Raw genomic sequence first — 17,313 nt, 5'->3', positions numbered from 1 at the left:
CGCGGTGCCGGGGCAGCCGTGTCCACGGCCCTCCCGCGCCGCCCCGGTCACCGCTTGACGGCGCACAGCAGCCCGTCGCCGACGGGCAGCAGCGACGTCACCAGCTCCGGGCTCTCGCGCACCGTCCGCAGCAGCTCCCGCAGCCGCAGCACCTCCGTCGGCTGCGGCCCCGAGTCGACCGTGCGGCCGCCCGCGAAGACGCCCTCGAAGACCACCAGGCCGCCGGGCCGCAGCAGACGCAACGATTCAGCGAGGTAGTCCGGGTACTCCAGGCGGTCCCCGTCGCAGAAGACGAGGTCGTACCCGGCGTCCGCCAGCCGGGGCAGCACCTCCAGGGCGCGGCCCGGGATGAAGCGGGCCCGGTTGCTGGCGAAGCCGCAGGCCCGGAAGGCCTGCCGGGCGAACTGCTGGCTCTCCGGCTCCGAGTCGACCGTGGTGAGCACCCCGTCCGGCCGCATGCCGTGCAGCAGGTGGATCCCGGACACGCCGCACCCGGTGCCGATCTCCGCGACCGCCTTCGCGTCCACGGAGGCGGCCAGCACCCGCAGCGCGGCGCCCGCACTGGGCGACACCGAGCGCAGCCCTGCCTCGTGGGCCCGGTCACGGGCCCAGCGCAGCGCCTCGTCCTCGGCGACAAAGGCGTCGACGAACGCCCAGCTCGTCTGCCGGTTGCCGGTAATGGCCCTCTCCTTGCCCATGGTTGCCTGGGCGTGACTGTATCCGCTGGCGCCGGGAACCCGCAGATGGGACCGGGCGTTTATACGGGTGAGCAGGTGGCCGGGGACGCGACGGGGGGTATGAGGTGGGTCAGGACGCCGAGCACATGCTGACGCAGCCGCACGAGGCGCATCAGTGTGCATCAAATTCTCGTAAAACCCCTTATCCGGAGCTAACGGGCGAGGTGGTTATGGTAGGGGCTCCGCTGGACACCACCAGAGCCGACAGGGGAGGTGCGGCCGCATCCGGTGACCGAGCAGGAGTGCTGCGGCGCTTCCTCGGGCCGGCGAGCAGGCCGAGATCCGTGACCGACACCGCTGCTGACCACAGCCACGCCGCCGCCGGCTCCGCCGCGGCCGCCGCCCAGACCGCGACCTTCTCCACCGACGCGGACGGGCAGGCGTGGACTCCGCCCACGTGGGAGGAGATCGTCAGCACGCACAGCGGCCGGGTCTACCGGCTCGCCTACCGCCTCACGGGCAACCAGCACGACGCCGAGGACCTCACCCAGGAGGTCTTCGTCCGCGTCTTCCGCTCGCTGTCCACGTACTCGCCGGGCACCTTCGAGGGCTGGCTGCACCGCATCACCACCAACCTGTTCCTGGACACGGTCCGGCGCAAGCAGCGCATCCGCTTCGACGCCCTCGGCGAGGACGCGGCCGAGCGCCTGCCCAGCCGCGAGCCCACCCCGCAGCAGGCCTTCAACGACGCCCACTTCGACGCGGACGTCCAGCAGGCCCTGGACACCCTCGCGCCGGAGTTCCGCGCCGCCGTCGTCCTGTGCGACATCGAGGGACTGTCCTACGAGGAGATCGCCGCGACCCTCGGCGTGAAGCTCGGCACCGTCCGCTCCCGCATCCACCGCGGCCGTTCCCAGCTGCGCAAGGCACTCGCCCACCGCTCGCCCGAGGCGAGGAGGGCCGAGCGGCGCTCCTTCGTCCCCCGGGTGCCGGCCCTGGGGGGAGGAGGCGCGACCGCGTGAGTGGATCACGGCCGAAACCTGTCGAGGCACACCTCGCAGAGCAGCACCTGGGAGACCGCCTCTCCGCCCTGGTGGACGGAGAACTCGGTCACGAGTCGCGCGAGCGCGTCCTCGCCCACCTGGCCACCTGTGCCCGGTGCAAGGCGGAGGCGGACGCCCAGCGGCGGCTGAAGGACGTGTTCGCGCAGGCGGCCCCGCCCCCGCCCTCCGAGAGCTTCCTGGCCCGCCTCCAGGGCCTTCCCGGGGGCGGTGACGCGGACGGCGGCCCGCCCTCGGCGGAGGACGGACCGCTCGGGCGGGACTCCGGCACCGGCGCCTTCGGTGTGCGGCGCGGCGAGCGCTTCGAGTTCGGTTACGTCCCCGCCGTCTCCGCCGTCCCCGCCCGGCCCCTGGCCTTCGGGGAACGCGGCTTCCCGGTCCACCCCGTGGGCCGCCCGGACGGCGACCGCGCCGCCTCGCGCGGGCTGCGGTTCGCGTTCGCCGCCGCCGGAGCGGTGTCCCTGGCCGCCGTCGCCCTCGGCGGCATGACCGGCGCCGTCCCCGGCGACACGGCCGCGGAGGCCCGTGGCGGCGGCGCCGCGGGCACCGTCGGCCCGGTCCGCCCGGCGGGCACCGGGGGCGCGGGCGCGGCCACCCCCGACACCCAGCGCCGCCGCCCGGTCGCACCGCTCCTCACCCAGGGCGGCCTGCTCGCCCCGACCCCGGTGGCGCCGGTGTCGGCGGCCGCGCCGCTGCTGCCCGGCGTGTCCTCCTCGGCCGGCGTGCGGCCCGAGGACCCGCTGCACGCCCTGACCGCGCCGGTGATGGCCGGCGCGGCAGCGGTCTCCGCGCTGATACGCCCGCTGGACGAGACCGACCTGATCGCCTGGGCCCCGGCCCCCGACCCCGCCGTCGGCCTGCTGTCCGTCCCCGTCCCCACCACCGCTCCCGCCCCGGCCTCCCCACCCGCCCCGGCTTCCGCCTCCCGCCGGATGCCCTGACCGCCCCGGAGCCGGTCCCGGAGCCGTCCCCGCACGGATGGCGGCCCCGGGCCGGCGGGCGCGCGGCGGCGGTGGACGGGGGGTTCCCCCGTGCCGGGTGCTTCGGAGCGGAACTGACGCAAGTCTCACCTCGGGCCGGTACCGGTCGCACCGGTGTGCCGGGTACCGTTGAGCGACCGAGACAGCGCAAGGAGCGTCAGGTGTTCAATGACATAGGACCACTCGAGCTGGTGACGATCATTGTGCTCGCCGTGCTCGTCTTCGGTCCGGACAAGCTCCCGAAGGTCATCCAGGACGTGATGCGCACGATCCGGAAGATCCGAGAGTTCTCGGAGAGCGCGAAACAGGACATCCGCGCCGAGCTGGGCCCCGACTTCAAGGACTTCGACTTCGAGGACCTCAACCCCAAGACCTTCCTGCGCAAGCAGCTGGACAACGAGGACCTGGGGCTGAAGGAGATCCGCAACGGCTTCGACCTGAAGAAGGAGATGGCCGAGGTCACGGACGCCGTCCACGGCCGCGGCGGCGACACCCCGTCCCCCGGCGGACGCGTCGACATGGCCAAGAAGCCCGAGGACCCCGGCGAGGACGACCGCCCGGTCTTCGACGCGGACGCCACCTGACCCGGCGCCCCGCCCGGCCCGACACGCGGGACCGCGCGAGGGCGTGTGACGTGTCTCATGGCGCGCACCTGCCGCACACGGCCTGAACAGGTCCCTCGGACGCCCCACGCGCCGGGCGGTTTCCCTGCTGCTCCCGGCGGTGTGGATATGCTGCCGAGTTGTTGTGCGGACCGGACGAGTACGCCCGAAGGGGGGCGGGCCGCCCGGTCCGACGAGAGCGAGGAGGCGTCCGGTCAGATGGAGACGACGAGTCGGGTGGGCGCACAGGCGCCGGCCGCGGAGGGCCAGCAGTTCCCCTCCGCCCGCCGCGCGATCGACGGATACCTGCGGGCTCCGTTCCCGTGGTACGGCCTCGACGAGGCGTTCACGGGCCCGCGCTGGCTGATGCAGGTCGGCACGGCGGCCGACGGGGCCGTGGAGCACGGTTCGATCGGGCACGGCGACGAGCCCTCGGTGCGCAACGAGTACGTGGCCGCGGCCACGGACGAGGCTCGGGAAAAGTTCGCGGTGGTGGTCACCGTGGCCGCGAACCCGACCCGCAGGAGCGCCGACGGTACGGGGCTGCTGGAGGCCACGTCGGTGTCCTCGGCCGCCTGGCTGGCGGGTGTGGGACTGCTGTCCTTCACCTGGCCCGGGCAGATGGACCACAGCCTGCGGGACGACTGGCTGGACCAGCAGACCGAGACCGCGTGGGCGCTGGCCGACGACCTGGACGGCCCGGAGTGGTCCCGGCTCTCCCTGCCGGTGGACGGGGTGGCCACCCCGTTCCACTACCGGGAGAGCGAGTTCGGGTGGGTGCTGGCCGGTTCCACCGGGGCCGGGGTGCACGTGGGGGCCTACGGGCGCGGGATGAGCGCGTACGGCCTCGGGTTCGCCGTGGTGAAGGACATCTCCGCCTACGCGTGAGGAGGGGGCGCCGCACACCGCGGCGCCCCCTCCCCGCGCGGCCCGGAACCGGCTTCCCGCGCCGCCGCGCGAGGTGTCAGAACTTGTTCTTCGGCGTGATGCCCAGGGACAGGCCCGACAGGCCCCGCTGGCGTCCGCCCAGCTTCCCCGCGATGGCCCGCAGCGCCGAGCCCGCCGGGGAGGCGGGGTCGGTCAGCACCACCGGCCTGCCCTCGTCGCCGCCCTCGCGCAGGCGGACGTCGATGGGAATGCTGCCGAGCACCGGGACCGACGCGCCCGTGGTGCGGGTCAGGCCGTCCGCCACCAGCTGGCCGCCGCCCGTGCCGAAGACGTCGACCATCTCGCCGCAGTGCGGGCAGGGCAGGCCGGACATGTTCTCGACCACACCGACGATCTTCTGGTGCGTCTGGACCGCGATGGAACCGGCGCGCTCGGCGACCTCGGCGGCCGCCTGCTGCGGCGTCGTCACGACCAGGATCTCGGCGTTCGGGATCAGCTGCGCGACCGAGATGGCGATGTCACCGGTGCCGGGCGGCAGGTCCAGGAGCAGGACGTCCAGGTCGCCCCAGTACACGTCGGCCAGGAACTGCTGGAGGGCGCGGTGCAGCATCGGGCCGCGCCACACGACCGGGGCGTTGCCCGGGGTGAACATGCCGATGGAGATGACCTTCACGCCGTTCGCCGACGGCGGCATGATCATGTTCTCGACCTGGGTGGGCCGGCCGTCCGCGCCCAGCATGCGCGGCACGCTGTGGCCGTAGATGTCGGCGTCCACGACACCGACCTTGAGTCCGTCGGCGGCCATGGCGGCGGCCAGGTTCACCGTCACCGACGACTTGCCGACGCCGCCCTTGCCGGAGGCGACCGCGTAGACGCGGGTGAGGTTGCCCGGCTTGGCGAAGGGGACCTCGCGCTCGGCCTGGCCGCCGCGCAGGGCGTGGGCCAGCTCCTTGCGCTGCTCGTCGCTCATCACGTCCAGCGTCACGTCGACCCGGGTGACGCCCTCGACCCGGGAGACGGCCTCCGTGACGCGCTGCGTGATGGTGTCGCGCATCGGGCAGCCGGACACCGTCAGGTAGACGGTGACCGCGACCGCTCCGTCCGCGCCGATCTCCACCGACTTGACCATCCCCAGTTCGGTGATGGGACGGTTGATCTCGGGGTCGTTCACCGTCGCCAGTGCCTCGCGCACCGCGTCTTCCGTAGCCATAAGGACGATGGTACGGCGCGCCGAGGGGCCCGCGGGTAACTCCTCAGCGGTCTTCTGCGTCACGTCCGCCGGGGTGGTCCGCCCGTTCCGCCGGGAACACGACGCGGCCGTCGCGGCGGTGGCGTTCCTCCAGCTCCTTGAGCAGGTCCTGCAGCTCGGACCGGATCCAGTCACGGGTGGCCACCTCGCCCAGCCCCGTCCGCAGCGCGGCCACCTCCCGGGTCAGGTACTCGGTGTCGGCGATGGACCGCTCGTTCTGCTTGCGGTCCTGCTCCAGGTTGACCCGGTCGCGGTCGTCCTGCCTGTTCTGCGCGAGCAGGATCAGCGGGGCCGCGTAGGAGGCCTGCAGGGACAGCATCAGGGTCAGGAAGATGAACGGGTACTGGTCGAAGCGCAGAGCCGCCGGCGCGGCGATGTTCCACAGCACCCACAGCACGATGACGACCGTCATCCAGACGATGAAGCGCCCCGTGCCCAGGAACCGGGCGATCCTCTCCGACAGCCGGCCGAAGGCCTCCGGGTCCCACTCGGGCAGGAACCGGCGGCGCGGCGGGCGCGGCTGGTCCAGCCGGAGCGTGCGCCGGGGTGTGGCCGTGGCACCGGCCGGTCCGCGCTCGCGGCCGCCCTCGCGCTCAGGAACCATGCGACTGCGCCCCCTTGTCCACCGCGGTGCGCTCGCCGGTCTCCTCGTCCAGGTGGAACTCCGTCTCCCGCCAGTCCTCGGGCAGCATGTGGTCCAGCACGTCGTCCACGGTGACCGCCCCGAGCAGCGACCCGGACTCGTCCACCACGGGCGCGGCCACCATGTCGTACGTGGCGAAGAACCCGGCGATGACCGGCAGCGCGGCCCCGGGGGACAGGGGCTGCAGGTCGTCGTCGACGAGCGAGCTGACCAGGGTGTACGGGGGGTCGCGCAGCAGCCGCTGGAAGTGGACCGTGCCCAGGTACTTGCCGGTCGGGGTCTCGTCGGGCGGCCGGCAGACGTAGACCTGGGCGGCGAGCGCGGGGGACAGGTCGGGGTTGCGGACGCGGGCGAGCGCGTCCGCGACGGAGGCGTCCGGCCGCAGCACGATCGGCTCGGTGGTCATCAGACCGCCCGCGGTGTGCTCCTCGTACGCCATCAGGCGCCGCATGTCGGCCGCGTCGGCCGGCTTCATCAGGCTCAGCAGCCGCTCCTTGTCCTCCTCCGGCAGCTCGGAGAGCAGATCGGCCGCGTCGTCCGGGTCCATGGCCTCCAGGACGTCCGCCGCGCGCTCCTCCTTCAGCTTGCCGAGGATCTCGATCTGGTCGTCCTCGGGCAGCTCCTCCAGGACGTCGGCGAGGCGGTCGTCGTCCAGGGCGGCGGCGACCTCGGCGCGCCGCTTGGCGGACAGGTGGTGCAGGACGTTGGCGAGGTCTGCGGCGCGCAGCTGCTCGAAGGTGGCGAGCAGGCTCTCGGCGCCCTGCCCGTGCTCCTCCAGCGAGAAGCCGGTGACGGCCGACCACTCGGCGGTCAGCGTCTCCCCCCTGGCCCGCCGGAAGGCGCCGCCCTTCCTGCCCTTGCGCACGAAGACGCGGTCGACCTCCCAGTCCCGGCGCGCGGGCAGCTGCTGCACGGACACGTCGAGGACGGTGACCTCCTCGCCGGTCTCCACCAGCGTCACCCGCCGGTCGAGCAGCTCCCCGAAGGCCAGCCGCTCGGTGGGCCGCTGCTCGAAGCGGCGCACGTTGAGCACACCGGTGGTGATGACCTGCCCGGACTCGATGCCGGTCACCCGGGTCATGGGCAGGAAGATGCGGCGCCGGGTGGCCAGTTCCACGACCAGCCCGAGCACGCGCGGGGGCCGCCGGCCGACGCGCAGCATGACGACGAGGTCGCGGACGCGGCCCACCTGGTCGCCGGCCGGATCGAACACGGGGACCCCGGCGAGGTGCGAGACGAAGATCCGGGGAACGCCGGCTGCCATGGCTCTGCTTCCTTTGCTCGCTCTGCTCTCTTTGCTTGCCTTGCGTGGGATTTGTTCTCTTCTGCCCGCTCGGGTGCGCTTCAGGCTAGCCCGTACCGACGGGGTACGCCCCGGTGGCCGGTCCGCACGGACTGGCTCCGCCGGCCGGGCCGGGCCCCGGTACGCTGCCGTACGCCGCTCAGGAACCGTCAGAAAGGCAGCCCCACCGGTGACTGCGATTCTCCAGGGCCGAACCCGCCGTGCTCACCGGGCCACGCTGGTGGGCGCGGCGTGCGCCGTGGCGGGAGCGGCGGTGCTGTCGGGCTGCGGCGGTGAGGACCCGGACGCGGGCACGAACGGGGTGGGCAGGCTGCCCGCCGACAGGATCCAGGCGAGGACGCGGGCGGCGGCGGACGCGGCGCCGATGGTACGGCTGTCCGGGAGCGTGGTCACCAGCGGCCGTACGTACCGGCTGGACATGCGGCTGAAGGACGACGGCGGGATCGGCTCGGTCACCTCCCGGGGGGCGGCCTTCCGGCTGCTGCGGGTCGGCACACAGCTGTACCTGAAGGCCGACGCGGACTTCTGGGCCCAGGCGGACGGCCCCGCCGGCGGGAGCGGGGACGCGGGGGCCGCGGGCAAGCTCGGCGGCAAGTACGTGAAGGTGCCGCAGGGGGATCCCGCGTACAAGAAGTTCAGCGGCTTCACGGACAAGGACGTCCTCCTCGACGGACTGCTCACGCTGCACGGCACGCTGGCGACGGACGGCCACCACGAGCAGGCGGGTACCCGCACGATCCGGATCACCGGCGACAAGGGCGCCGGCGGCGCCCTGGACGTCTCCCTCCAGGGCGACCCCTACCCCCTCCGTCTGGTCCGCGCCGGCGGCGCGGGCACGCTCCGCTTCTCCGACTGGGGCAAGGACTTCCGCCTCGCCCAGCCCGACGGGTCCCAGACGGTGGACTACGGCAAACAGCTTCCGGCGTCCTAGCGGGCCCCTGGCGGGCGGGGCGCACCGCGGTGGGGCGCGGGCGGCCGACGGGACACCTGCCGCCCGGATCCGGCGCCGCGCCCGGCCGCCCGGCGCGTTCCCGCGGCGCCGTGCGCCGTCCGGCCGTTCGCCGGTGGCGCGCCGCCGGGGCCGGCCGCCGTCACTTCTTGCGGCGACGCCTCGTCAGGAGCCGCGGCAGGGCAGCCGGGACCGGCTGCCGGGTGGTCGCCGGGGTCGGGACGGGGCGTGCCGCCAAGTTGTCCTCGGGCAGCGGAGCCGGAGCTCCGGCGGGCACCAGACGGAGCACCCTGCACTCGCGGGACCACCGCTGCGGCATCGCCTCGGCGTCGGGGGCGTTGAGCCGCTTGCCCTTCAGCTCGGCCACCGCCGCCTCCCACCCCGCCGAGCCGGGAGCCAGTTCGGACACGGTCGCCGGCCAGCTCACCAGCCGGCCCCCCTTGTCCTTGCTGCGCACGGTCACCTCGGCCGAACCCCCGTCGGCCAGCCCGGTCAGCGGCTGTTCCCCGGGCCCGTCGCCGACCAGGCACACCGCACCGCCGTGCCACACGTGCCACAGCGCACGCGCCGCCGGGGCCCCGGCACCCCTGACCCAGACGAGGCCGGACTTCTTGGTGGCCTCCTCGATGAGGGCCTGGTCGAACAGCTCCCTTGTCATGCGCCCAGCCTATCCAGCCCCGCTCACAGCCAGCCGTTGCGCTTCAGCGTGCGGTGGATGCCCAGGCACAGGACGACCGTGATGCCCATGATCACCGGGTAGCCGTACTTCCAGTGCAGTTCGGGCATGTGGTCGAAGTTCATGCCGTACACCCCGCACACCATCGTCGGGACGGCGATGATCGCGGCCCACGCGGTGATCTTGCGCATGTCCTCGTTCTGCGCGACGGAGGCCTGCGCGAGGTTGGCCTGGAGAATGGAGTTGAGCAGTTCGTCGAAGCTCATGACCTGCTCCTGGACCCGGGCCAGGTGGTCGGCGACGTCCCGGAAGTACTTCTGGATGTCCGGGTCGACCAGCCGCATGGGCCGCTCGCTCAGCAGCTGCATCGGCCGCAGCAGCGGGGCCACCGCCCGCTTGAACTCCAGCACCTCGCGCTTGAGCTGGTAGATCCGCGCCGAGTCCACACCGCGCGACACCCCGCCCTTGCGGCCGGGGGAGAACACCTCGGTCTCCACCTCGTCGATGTCGTCCTGCACGGCGTCGGCGACCGCGATGTAGCCGTCCACCACGTGGTTGGCGATGGCGTGCAGCACGGCCGAGGGGCCCTTGGCGAGCAGTTCGGGGTCGTCCTGGAGCCGGTGCCGCAGCGCCCGCAGGGAGCCCTGGCCGCCGTGCCGGACGGTGATGAAGAAGTCCCGGCCGGTGAAGCACATGACCTCACCCGTCTCCACGACCTCGCTGTTGGCGGTGAGCCGGTCGTGCTCGACGTAGTGGATGGTCTTGAAGACGGTGAACAGCGAGTCGTCGTACCGCTCCAGCTTCGGCCGCTGGTGCGCCTGCACCGCGTCCTCGACGGCCAGCGGGTGCAGCCCGAACTCCCCGGCGATACCGGCGAATTCCGACTCGGTCGGCTCGTGGAGCCCGATCCACACGAATCCGCCGTCCCGCCGCACCAGCCGCATCGCCTCCTGCGGGGACAGCGGCCTGCCGCTCTCCACGCGGGCGCCGTCGCGGTAGACGGCGCAGTCGACGACGGCCGAGGGGGTGGCCGGGTCGCGCGTGGCGTCGTAGGGCGCGCTCGTCTCCTTGCGCAGCGAGACGCGGGACGACGGGCGGACCACGGCGCGCAGGTCGCGAATCATCGACATGGGCAGGCTCCTTCGCAGACGGGCGGCGAACGTGCGCCGGCGATCGGTTGGAACCACCCGGAATGGGGACGTCCTGCGAAGGTTCCCCCGCCGTCGGGCAGGGAAGGATGTTCGGCACGTCCACAAAGCGGGGAGCACCGCACCGTCGCGGTGACGACTTCGCTGCTGATGCAGGACTGACACAGATCAGGCAAAGCGAGACGAAGTGCTCTTCCGAACGGCGAAGCGAACGTGAGGGTGGCAGCCGGCAGTAACTACATCAGCAACCGGAAGAGCGAGTGGTACTACCAGGTCGACTTCGATCCATGACAGCCCCACCTCCTCCGGTCGGTCCCCCGTAAGGGAGTCTCCTCGGCGCCGGGACCCGATAGCCACGCTTCTGCGTGCTGCCCCGAACCACCGGCTCAGCGTAGCAGTCGCCCGAAGTGTCAAGGCCCCGCTTTGCCCGCTGCTGACGAGTTCTATGCTCACCGCATGGTTGAAGTTCTCCCTCTGGTCGAGGCACGGTTGAACACCGCGCTGGGCGCACCGGACGCGCGGGCCGCGGTCACCTTCCTCGGCACGGACCGCATCGAGGTGCTCCGGTTCCAGGAGGGGGACCTGGTCCGCTACGCCACGCTCGGCATGTCCGCGCACCCCATGACGGATCCCGCGGCCCAGCTCGCCGACCCCGTCAGGGGCCCCCGCGCCGAGCTGGTCCTCTCCGTGCGCGCCGGACTCGCCGACACCGACAAGGTGCTCCGCCCGCTCGCCGTCCTCGCCGCGTCCCCGCAGGTGGAGGGGGTGGTGGTGGCTCCGGGCGCCTCCTTGGACGTGGGGGAGCCGCTGTGGCCCGGCGCTCCCTTCACCTCGGTCCTGGTCGGTGAGCCCGGCGGCCTGGTCGAGGACCTGGAGCTGGACGGCCCGATGGAGGCCGTACGGTTCCTGCCGCTGCTGCCGATGACCCCCAACGAGGCCGCCTGGAAACGGGTGCACGGCGCGCAGGCCCTGCAGGAGCGCTGGCTGGCGAACGGGACGGACCTGCGGGACCCCGCCCGCGCGTCCGTCCCGCTGGGGTGAGCGGACCCACCGGCCTCCCGCCGGCGGGCGTCAGCCGGCGAAGGCCGTGACGCCGTCCTCGGTGGCGTGCTCCGGCGCCCGTTCCTCCGCCTCGTGGGTGAGGGAGCGGCGCCGGACGAGCACGACCAGCGCGCCCAGCACCGCGGTGACCGCGGCGACCGCGAACGGGACGTGGACGTCGGTCCACTCCTCGATCTTCGGCGCGAAGTACGGCGCGGCGGCGGCGGCGAACCAGCGGACGAAGTTGTAGCCGGCGCTCGCCACCGGGCGCGGCGCGTCCGACACGCCGAGGGCCAGTTCGGTGTAGACCGTGTTGTTCACGCCGATGAACGCGCCGGACAGGATCGTGCACACGACGGCCGTGGTGTGGCCGCCGTAGCCGAGCACGAGCACGTCCGCCGCGAGCAGCACGAGCGAGCCACCCAGGACCTTCAGCGAGCCGAAGCGCTCCTGCATGCGCGGTGCCACGATCACCGAGAAGACGGCGAGGAGCAGGCCCCAGGCGAAGAACACCGCGCCCGAGCGGTACGGGGTCATGTCGAGCACGAACGGCGTGAAGGCCAGCACGGTGAAGAACGTGTAGTTGTAGAAGAACGCCGAGGCGGCCGCCGAGGCCAGGCCGCCGTGGCCGAGGGCCTTGAGCGGGTCCAGCAGCGAGGTCCTGCGGGCCGGCTTCGGCTGCTCCTTCAGGAACGCCGTGATGCACAGGAAGCCGATCGCCATCAGCGTGGCGGTGCCGAAGAACGGGTAGCGCCAGCTGATGTTGCCGAGCACGGCGCCGAGCAGCGGCCCGCAGGCCATGCCGAGGCCGAGCGCGGACTCGTAGAGCAGGATCGCCGCCGCACTGCCGCCGGCCGCGGCGCCGACGATGACGGCGAGGGCGGTCGAGGCGAACAGGGCGTTGCCGAGTCCCCAGCCGGCCCGGAAGCCGACGAGCTGGCCGACCGTGTCCGAGGTGCCGGCCAGCCCCGCGAAGACCACCACGAAGGCGAGTCCGAGCAGCAGGGTCCTGCGGCCGCCGATGCGGCTGGAGACGAAGCCGGTCAGCAGCATCGCGACCGCGGTGATCAGGAAGTAGGACGTGAAGAGCAGGGACACCTGACTGGCGGTGGCGTGCAGCCCCTGCGCGATGGACGGCAGGATCGGGTCGACGAGGCCGATGCCCATGAAGGCGACGACCGAGGCGCCGGCCGTGGCCCAGACCGCCTTGGGCTGTCGCAGGATGCCGCCGGCTCCCGCGTCGAAGGGGTCCATGTGCTTCTCCCATCACGGCGAACAAGTAGTTGCTGTATGCACATAGTAAGTTAGCCGGGCTAACTAATGCAAGGTGCATCCAGTCGGTGTCCGGCCGGGCCGGGTGCCCGGTTCCGTCCGGACGGGTGATCGTCCTTGACGCGGGCGGGCCGGGGTAGGAGCGTGGAGCTCTATGAGGGGCGAACCCAGTTGCCCGAAGTGTGGTGGCCGGGTCAGGGCTCCCGGCCTCTTCGCCGACACCTGGCAGTGCGAGGCGCACGGTCCGGTGCATCCGCTGCAGCCCGTGATCCCGCCCAGCGTCGAGGCGCTCGGCGTCGTGGTCCAACGCACCCGGGTCCCGGTCTGGATGCCCTGGCCGCTGCCGGTCGGCTGGCTGTTCACGGGCGTGACCTACGCGGGGGACGAACGCACCGGGGGCCGTGCGACCGCCGTGGCCTGCTCCGGACCCGGCCCGCTCGGCGGACCCGGCGAGCTGATCCTCGTCGCCGAGGAGCTCGGCGTCGGCCTCGGCGCCCGGTACGCGGGCATCGACGGCCCGGACCCGGGTTCGTACATGAACGTGGAGAAGCCGCCCCAGGCGAAGGTCCTGGCCGCCGGCCGCCCGACCCCGCTCTGGCACGTCTTCCGCACCCCCGACGACCGTGCCGTCTTCGCCGGCGAGGCCCTCGGCATGTGGCTGTGGGCGGTGATGTGGCCCGAGCAGTCGGGGCTGCTGATGTACGACGAAGTGGTGCTGACGGACCTGCGCGAGGCGGGGGCCGAGCTGGACCTGGTCCCGTGCGGGGCGCTGTCACCGAGGCTGCTGCGTCCCTGACCCGCGTCCGGCCGGCGCGCGGCTGCCGGCCGGACGCGGCCCGGCACCCGGGCGGGCGGGGGTTGTAGGGGGTGCGGGCCCGCTGCGGGTGTGACGGGGCATGTCGTGCTGCGGTTATCCTTGGGTGTCCCCCTCCGCCCCGGCACCGCTTGGAGTCACCGTGCGCATCGACCTGCACTGTCACTCCACGGCCTCCGACGGCACGGACACCCCGGCCGAGCTGGTGCGCAACGCCGCCGCGGCCGGACTGGACGTCGTCGCGCTGACCGACCACGACAGCACCCGCGGTCACGCCGAGGCGATCGCCGCGCTGCCCGCGGGACTCACGCTGGTCACCGGCGCCGAGCTGTCCTGCCGCATCGACGGCGTCTCCATGCACATGCTGGCCTACCTCTTCGACCCCGGGGAGCCCGCCCTGCTCGCCGAGCGCGAACTGGTCCGGGACGACCGGGTGCCGCGGGCCCGGGCCATGGTCACCAGGCTCAACGCGCTGGGCGTGCCCGTCACCTGGGAGCAGGTCGAGCGGATCGCCGCCGGCGGTTCCGTGGGGCGCCCGCACGTCGCCTCCGCGCTCGTCGAACTGGGCGTGGTGCCCACCGTCGGCGACGCGTTCACCCCGGAATGGCTGGCCGACGGCGGCCGGGCCTTCGTGGCGAAGCACGAGACCGACCCCTTCGAGGCGATCCGGCTGATCAAGGGCGCGGGCGGCGTGGCCGTCTTCGCGCACCCGGCCGCCGCCAAGCGCGGCCGTACGGTCCCGGAGGCGGCGATCGCCGAGATGGCCGCGGCCGGTCTGGACGGCGTCGAGGTCGACCACATGGACCACGACGCCGACGCGCGGGCCCGGCTGCGGGGCCTGGCGAAGGAGCTGGGGCTGCTGGTCACCGGGTCCTCGGACTACCACGGCAGCCGCAAGACCGTGTCGCTGGGCGCGCACACGACGGACCCCGAGGTGTACGGGGAGATCACCCGGCGCGCGACCGGGGCGTTCCCGGTGCCGGGGACCGGCGGAGCCTGAGGCCGAGGCCGGCGCGCCTCACCCGCTCGCGCCCGCACCCCCCGTCACCCCCTCTTCCGCAAGGCCTTGCGCACCGCCATGTTCGACGCCGCCGTCTTCGGCTCCCTGTTCCTGACCCTTTTCGTCATCATGGATCCCCCGGGGATCACCCCCATCTTCCTCGCCCTGACCGCCGGACGGCCGGCCAAGGTGCAGAGGCGGATGGCCTTCCAGGCCGTCTGCGTGGCGGGCGGCGTCATCGCCGTCTTCGGTGTCCTCGGCCACCGGATCCTGGACTACCTGCACGTCTCCGTCCCCGCGCTGATGATCGCGGGCGGGCTGCTGCTCCTGCTGATCGCGCTGGACCTGCTCACCGGCAAGACCGACGAGCCCAAGCAGACCAAGGACGTGAACGTCGCCCTCGTCCCGCTGGGCATGCCGCTGCTGGCGGGCCCGGGCGCCATCGTGTCGGTGATCCTGGCCGTGCAGAGGGCCGACAGCGTGTCCACGCAGGTCTCGGTGTGGTCCGCGATCCTCGCGATCCACGTCGTGCTGTGGCTGGTGATGCGCTACTCGCTGCTGATCATCCGGGTCATCAAGGACGGGGGGGTGGTCCTGGTGACACGGCTCGCGGGCATGATGCTCTCCGCGATCGCCGTGCAGCAGATCATCAACGGGGTCACGCAGGTGATCAGGGGCGCCTGAGCCCCCGGCGCACGGTGCCCGGACGTACGAGGCCCCCGCACGGCGTCGGTCCGTGCGGGGGCTTCGAAGGCGTCTGCGGTGATCCGCGTCTGTGTCTGCTACGAGGCCGGGGTGTCGGCCGGGCGGATCCACAGGCGCTGCCCTATGGCGGCGGCCTGCTGCACGATCCGGTTGACGGAGGCGGCGTCCACGACGGTGCTGTCCACGGTGGTGCCGTCGACCTCGTCGAGTCGCATGATTTCGAAGCGCATGGCTTCTCCCTTCGTCTGGTCATCCTCCTGCGGAGAACTACTTGGGGTGACGTGGTGTCGTACGTATCCAACGGTCCGTACGTTACAAACATTCCCTACGCTAAAAAAATTTTTCGAACAACTAATTACTGACCGGTAAGTGGTAGTCGTGGAACTGATCGGGACCGGTTGTGTTCGCAGCGTGACCACCGGGACAATGGAGGCGATGAACGACGACCTGGCGGCCATGGGCGCCCGCATCGACCGCACGAACGAGCTGCTGCAGCGCATGCTCGCCGAGGTGGCGAAGACGCCCTCCACCCACGCGATCTTCGTCGACGCGGGCTACCTGTACGCGGCCGCCGGCCGGCTGGTCGCCGGCACGGAGGACCGGCGCGCCTTCGACCTCGACGCCGAGGGCCTGATCGAAGCGCTCATCGACAGGGCCCGCACGATCTTCGCGGACAGCCGCCTGCTGCGCGTCTACTGGTACGACGGCGCCCGCCGCCGCATCCACACCGCCGAGCAGCAGACCATCGCCGAACTGCCCGACGTCAAGGTCCGCCTGGGCAACCTCAACGCCAACAACCAGCAAAAGGGCGTCGACTCGCTCATCCGCTCCGACCTGGAGTCCCTAGCCCGCCACCGTGCCATCAGCGACGCGGCCCTCCTCGGCGGCGACGAGGACCTGGTGTCCGCGGTCGAGGCGGCCCAGGGCTACGGCGCCCGCGTCCACCTGTGGGGCATCGAGGCACCCGAGGGGCGCAACCAGGCCGAACCGCTGCTCTGGGAGGTCGACAGCCAGCGCACCCTCGACCTGGAGTTCTTCAAGCCCTACGTCTCGCGCCGCACGGCCGCCGCCTACGAGGCCACCGCCGGGGCCCGGCCCACCCGCGAGGAGGTCCGCTTCGTCGGCGCCCAGATCGCGGCCAAGTGGCTGGCCGCACGGGGCCGCGAGCCCCTGGCCGAACTCCTCCCCGGCCACCCCTACCTGCCCGGCTCCGTCGACCAGGACCTGCTGGTCGAGGCCGAGGGGCTCCTCCAGTACTCCCTGCGCGGCCAGGCCGACCTGCGCCGCGCCCTGCGCGACGGCTTCTGGGAGCACCTGCAGGCGCAGTACTAGGCGGTCCCCTCCGGCTCGGGCGGGCACCCCCCGGGGGTCGCCGTCCGGTCCCGGTTCGCGGACCCGTCCCAGAAGTCCGCGAGGGCGCGGGCCGTGGCGAGCGGGCGGTCGGTGTTGGGCGAGTGCCCGGCCCCTTCGACGACCGTCCGACGCGCGCCCAGCCGTACGGCCATGTCGTCGAGCAGCGCCGGCGGCCAGGTGTCGTCCCGCTCGCCCGACAGGACGTGGAACGGCAGCGGTACGGCGGCCAGTTCCGCGACCCGGTCCGGCTCTACGCACAACTGGCGTCCGGTGGACAGGAGTTGGGCGGGCCTGGTGCCCAGCCAGCGGCGCCGCAGATCCTCCCGGTCGTCCAGGCCGCCGTCGAGGCCGCCCGTGGCCGTCTCCTCGGGCGTCTCCATCGCCTGGATCGCGTCCCACACCTGCGCCATCGTCATCACGGCGAGGGCGTCCCGCAGCAGCTCGACGCGCTGCTGCTGGGAGACCGAGATCTGCGCCGGGCCGGAGGCCATCAGGGTGAACGACGCGAACGCCGAGTGGTCGAGCAGCACGGCCGCACGCGCGATCTGGCCGCCCAGCGAGTGCCCCAGCAGGTGCACCGGCCCGCCGACCGCCTCCGCCTGCGCCAGCACGTCCCGCGCCAGCTCCTCCTGGGCGTAGGCGGATTCGTCGCCGTCGGGTCCGTCCGACTCGAACTGCCCGCGCCCGTCCACCGCGACGGTGCGGTACCCGCGCCCGGCCAGCGGCGCCTGCACCGGGTTGAAGTCCTCCTTGCTCCCGGTGAACCCCGGCACCAGCAGGGCGACCCCCCTGGGTTCGACCCCGTCGGCCACGGGCGCGTCGACGACGGCGAACTCACCGCGCGCGGTCCGCAGCGCGTACGCACGGGCGCCGGGGGGCGGGACGAAGGTGGGGGGCCTGCTCATGCGGAGAGGGTATCGGGGGCGCGGAGTGCGGGACGCCCGGCGGGGTG

Annotated in this window: 19 protein-coding genes; 10 read left to right on the top strand and 9 right to left on the bottom strand. The window is 72.9% G+C overall.

Going from position 1 to position 17,313, the window contains the following annotated elements; all coding sequences use genetic code 11:
• Nucleotides 1-47: 47 nt before the first annotated feature.
• Nucleotides 48-698 (bottom strand): O-methyltransferase, encoded by a 651-nt coding sequence (locus tag QQY24_RS10690; protein WP_301972439.1) that lies wholly within the window; start codon nucleotides 696-698, stop codon nucleotides 48-50.
• A 281-nt stretch (nucleotides 699-979) separates the two neighbouring features.
• On the opposite strand from QQY24_RS10690, the gene sigE reads away from it, so the two are divergent.
• From sigE to QQY24_RS10670, 4 genes are all read left to right on the top strand, one after another.
• Nucleotides 980-1,699: an RNA polymerase sigma factor SigE gene (sigE, locus tag QQY24_RS10685; RefSeq protein ID WP_301972438.1), complete on the top strand. Its 720-nt coding sequence runs from the start codon at nucleotides 980-982 to the stop codon at nucleotides 1,697-1,699.
• Nucleotides 1,696-2,679, top strand: coding sequence for an anti-sigma factor (locus tag QQY24_RS10680; RefSeq protein WP_301972437.1), 984 nt, complete (start codon nucleotides 1,696-1,698; stop codon nucleotides 2,677-2,679). The genes sigE and QQY24_RS10680 overlap by 4 nt, the downstream gene beginning before the upstream one ends.
• A 200-nt stretch (nucleotides 2,680-2,879) precedes the next feature.
• The gene (locus tag QQY24_RS10675) at nucleotides 2,880-3,302 is read left to right on the top strand and encodes a sec-independent translocase (RefSeq protein WP_301972436.1); all 423 of its coding nucleotides are present in this window, start codon (nucleotides 2,880-2,882) and stop codon (nucleotides 3,300-3,302) included.
• Between the two features lie 237 nt (nucleotides 3,303-3,539).
• The gene (locus QQY24_RS10670; RefSeq protein WP_301972435.1) at nucleotides 3,540-4,208 is read left to right on the top strand and encodes a hypothetical protein; all 669 of its coding nucleotides are present in this window, start codon (nucleotides 3,540-3,542) and stop codon (nucleotides 4,206-4,208) included.
• 76 nt (nucleotides 4,209-4,284) lie between these two features.
• Here QQY24_RS10670 and QQY24_RS10665 read toward each other — a convergent pair whose 3' ends face one another.
• The 3 genes from QQY24_RS10665 to QQY24_RS10655 are packed head-to-tail and all read right to left on the bottom strand — an operon-like array spanning nucleotide 4,285 to nucleotide 7,364.
• Complete coding sequence (locus QQY24_RS10665; protein ID WP_301972434.1) at nucleotides 4,285-5,418, bottom strand: Mrp/NBP35 family ATP-binding protein; 1,134 nt, start codon at nucleotides 5,416-5,418, stop codon at nucleotides 4,285-4,287.
• 43 nt (nucleotides 5,419-5,461) lie between these two features.
• A complete protein-coding gene (locus QQY24_RS10660; RefSeq protein ID WP_301972433.1) occupies nucleotides 5,462-6,061 on the bottom strand; it encodes a DUF1003 domain-containing protein in 600 nt (199 codons plus the stop codon).
• Nucleotides 6,051-7,364, bottom strand: coding sequence for a CBS domain-containing protein (locus QQY24_RS10655; protein ID WP_301972432.1), 1,314 nt, complete (start codon nucleotides 7,362-7,364; stop codon nucleotides 6,051-6,053). Before QQY24_RS10655 ends, QQY24_RS10660 begins: the two co-directional genes overlap by 11 nt.
• Before the next feature lie 208 nt (nucleotides 7,365-7,572).
• Between QQY24_RS10655 and QQY24_RS10650 the strand changes: the two genes are divergently transcribed.
• The gene (locus QQY24_RS10650) at nucleotides 7,573-8,334 is read left to right on the top strand and encodes a hypothetical protein (RefSeq protein WP_301972431.1); all 762 of its coding nucleotides are present in this window, start codon (nucleotides 7,573-7,575) and stop codon (nucleotides 8,332-8,334) included.
• A gap of 160 nt (nucleotides 8,335-8,494) precedes the next feature.
• Here QQY24_RS10650 and QQY24_RS10645 read toward each other — a convergent pair whose 3' ends face one another.
• Both QQY24_RS10645 and QQY24_RS10640 read right to left on the bottom strand, forming a co-directional pair.
• The gene (locus QQY24_RS10645; protein ID WP_301972430.1) at nucleotides 8,495-9,010 is read right to left on the bottom strand and encodes a hypothetical protein; all 516 of its coding nucleotides are present in this window, start codon (nucleotides 9,008-9,010) and stop codon (nucleotides 8,495-8,497) included.
• Between the two features lie 23 nt (nucleotides 9,011-9,033).
• Nucleotides 9,034-10,158 (bottom strand): magnesium and cobalt transport protein CorA, encoded by a 1,125-nt coding sequence (locus QQY24_RS10640; protein WP_301972429.1) that lies wholly within the window; start codon nucleotides 10,156-10,158, stop codon nucleotides 9,034-9,036.
• Nucleotides 10,159-10,632: 474 nt separating this feature from the next.
• On the opposite strand from QQY24_RS10640, the gene QQY24_RS10635 reads away from it, so the two are divergent.
• Nucleotides 10,633-11,217, top strand: coding sequence for a suppressor of fused domain protein (locus QQY24_RS10635; RefSeq protein WP_301972428.1), 585 nt, complete (start codon nucleotides 10,633-10,635; stop codon nucleotides 11,215-11,217).
• Nucleotides 11,218-11,247: 30 nt separating this feature from the next.
• Here QQY24_RS10635 and QQY24_RS10630 read toward each other — a convergent pair whose 3' ends face one another.
• Nucleotides 11,248-12,471 carry an MFS transporter gene (locus QQY24_RS10630; protein ID WP_301972427.1) on the bottom strand — a complete coding sequence of 408 codons (1,224 nt, stop codon included), beginning with the start codon at nucleotides 12,469-12,471 and terminating at the stop codon, nucleotides 11,248-11,250.
• Nucleotides 12,472-12,643: 172 nt separating this feature from the next.
• On the opposite strand from QQY24_RS10630, the gene QQY24_RS10625 reads away from it, so the two are divergent.
• The 3 genes from QQY24_RS10625 (at nucleotide 12,644) to QQY24_RS10615 (ending at nucleotide 14,987) form a co-directional block, all read left to right on the top strand.
• The gene (locus tag QQY24_RS10625; RefSeq protein ID WP_301972426.1) at nucleotides 12,644-13,285 is read left to right on the top strand and encodes a DUF6758 family protein; all 642 of its coding nucleotides are present in this window, start codon (nucleotides 12,644-12,646) and stop codon (nucleotides 13,283-13,285) included.
• Between the two features lie 160 nt (nucleotides 13,286-13,445).
• Entirely contained in the window at nucleotides 13,446-14,303 is an 858-nt protein-coding gene (locus tag QQY24_RS10620) for a PHP domain-containing protein (RefSeq protein WP_301972425.1), read from the top strand.
• A gap of 78 nt (nucleotides 14,304-14,381) precedes the next feature.
• Nucleotides 14,382-14,987 carry a MarC family protein gene (locus QQY24_RS10615; protein WP_301976203.1) on the top strand — a complete coding sequence of 202 codons (606 nt, stop codon included), beginning with the start codon at nucleotides 14,382-14,384 and terminating at the stop codon, nucleotides 14,985-14,987.
• Nucleotides 14,988-15,085: 98 nt separating this feature from the next.
• On the opposite strand, the gene QQY24_RS10610 is transcribed toward QQY24_RS10615, so the two are convergent.
• Nucleotides 15,086-15,238, bottom strand: coding sequence for a hypothetical protein (locus QQY24_RS10610; RefSeq protein WP_018571269.1), 153 nt, complete (start codon nucleotides 15,236-15,238; stop codon nucleotides 15,086-15,088).
• Between the two features lie 205 nt (nucleotides 15,239-15,443).
• Between QQY24_RS10610 and QQY24_RS10605 the strand changes: the two genes are divergently transcribed.
• Entirely contained in the window at nucleotides 15,444-16,340 is an 897-nt protein-coding gene (locus QQY24_RS10605) for an NYN domain-containing protein (RefSeq protein ID WP_301972424.1), read from the top strand.
• Here the strand turns inward: QQY24_RS10605 and QQY24_RS10600 are convergent.
• On the bottom strand, nucleotides 16,337-17,266 hold the full coding sequence (locus QQY24_RS10600; protein WP_301972423.1) for an alpha/beta fold hydrolase: 930 nt from the start codon (nucleotides 17,264-17,266) through the stop codon (nucleotides 16,337-16,339). The two genes, QQY24_RS10605 and QQY24_RS10600, sit on opposite strands and share 4 nt — an antisense overlap.
• Between the last annotated feature and the right edge of the window lie 47 nt (nucleotides 17,267-17,313).

This window comes from Streptomyces sp. TG1A-8, from assembly GCF_030499535.1.
Lineage (GTDB): Bacteria > Actinomycetota > Actinomycetes > Streptomycetales > Streptomycetaceae > Streptomyces.
Note: the sequence above shows the minus strand (reverse complement) of the source record. Positions and strands in the feature narration are given on the sequence as shown.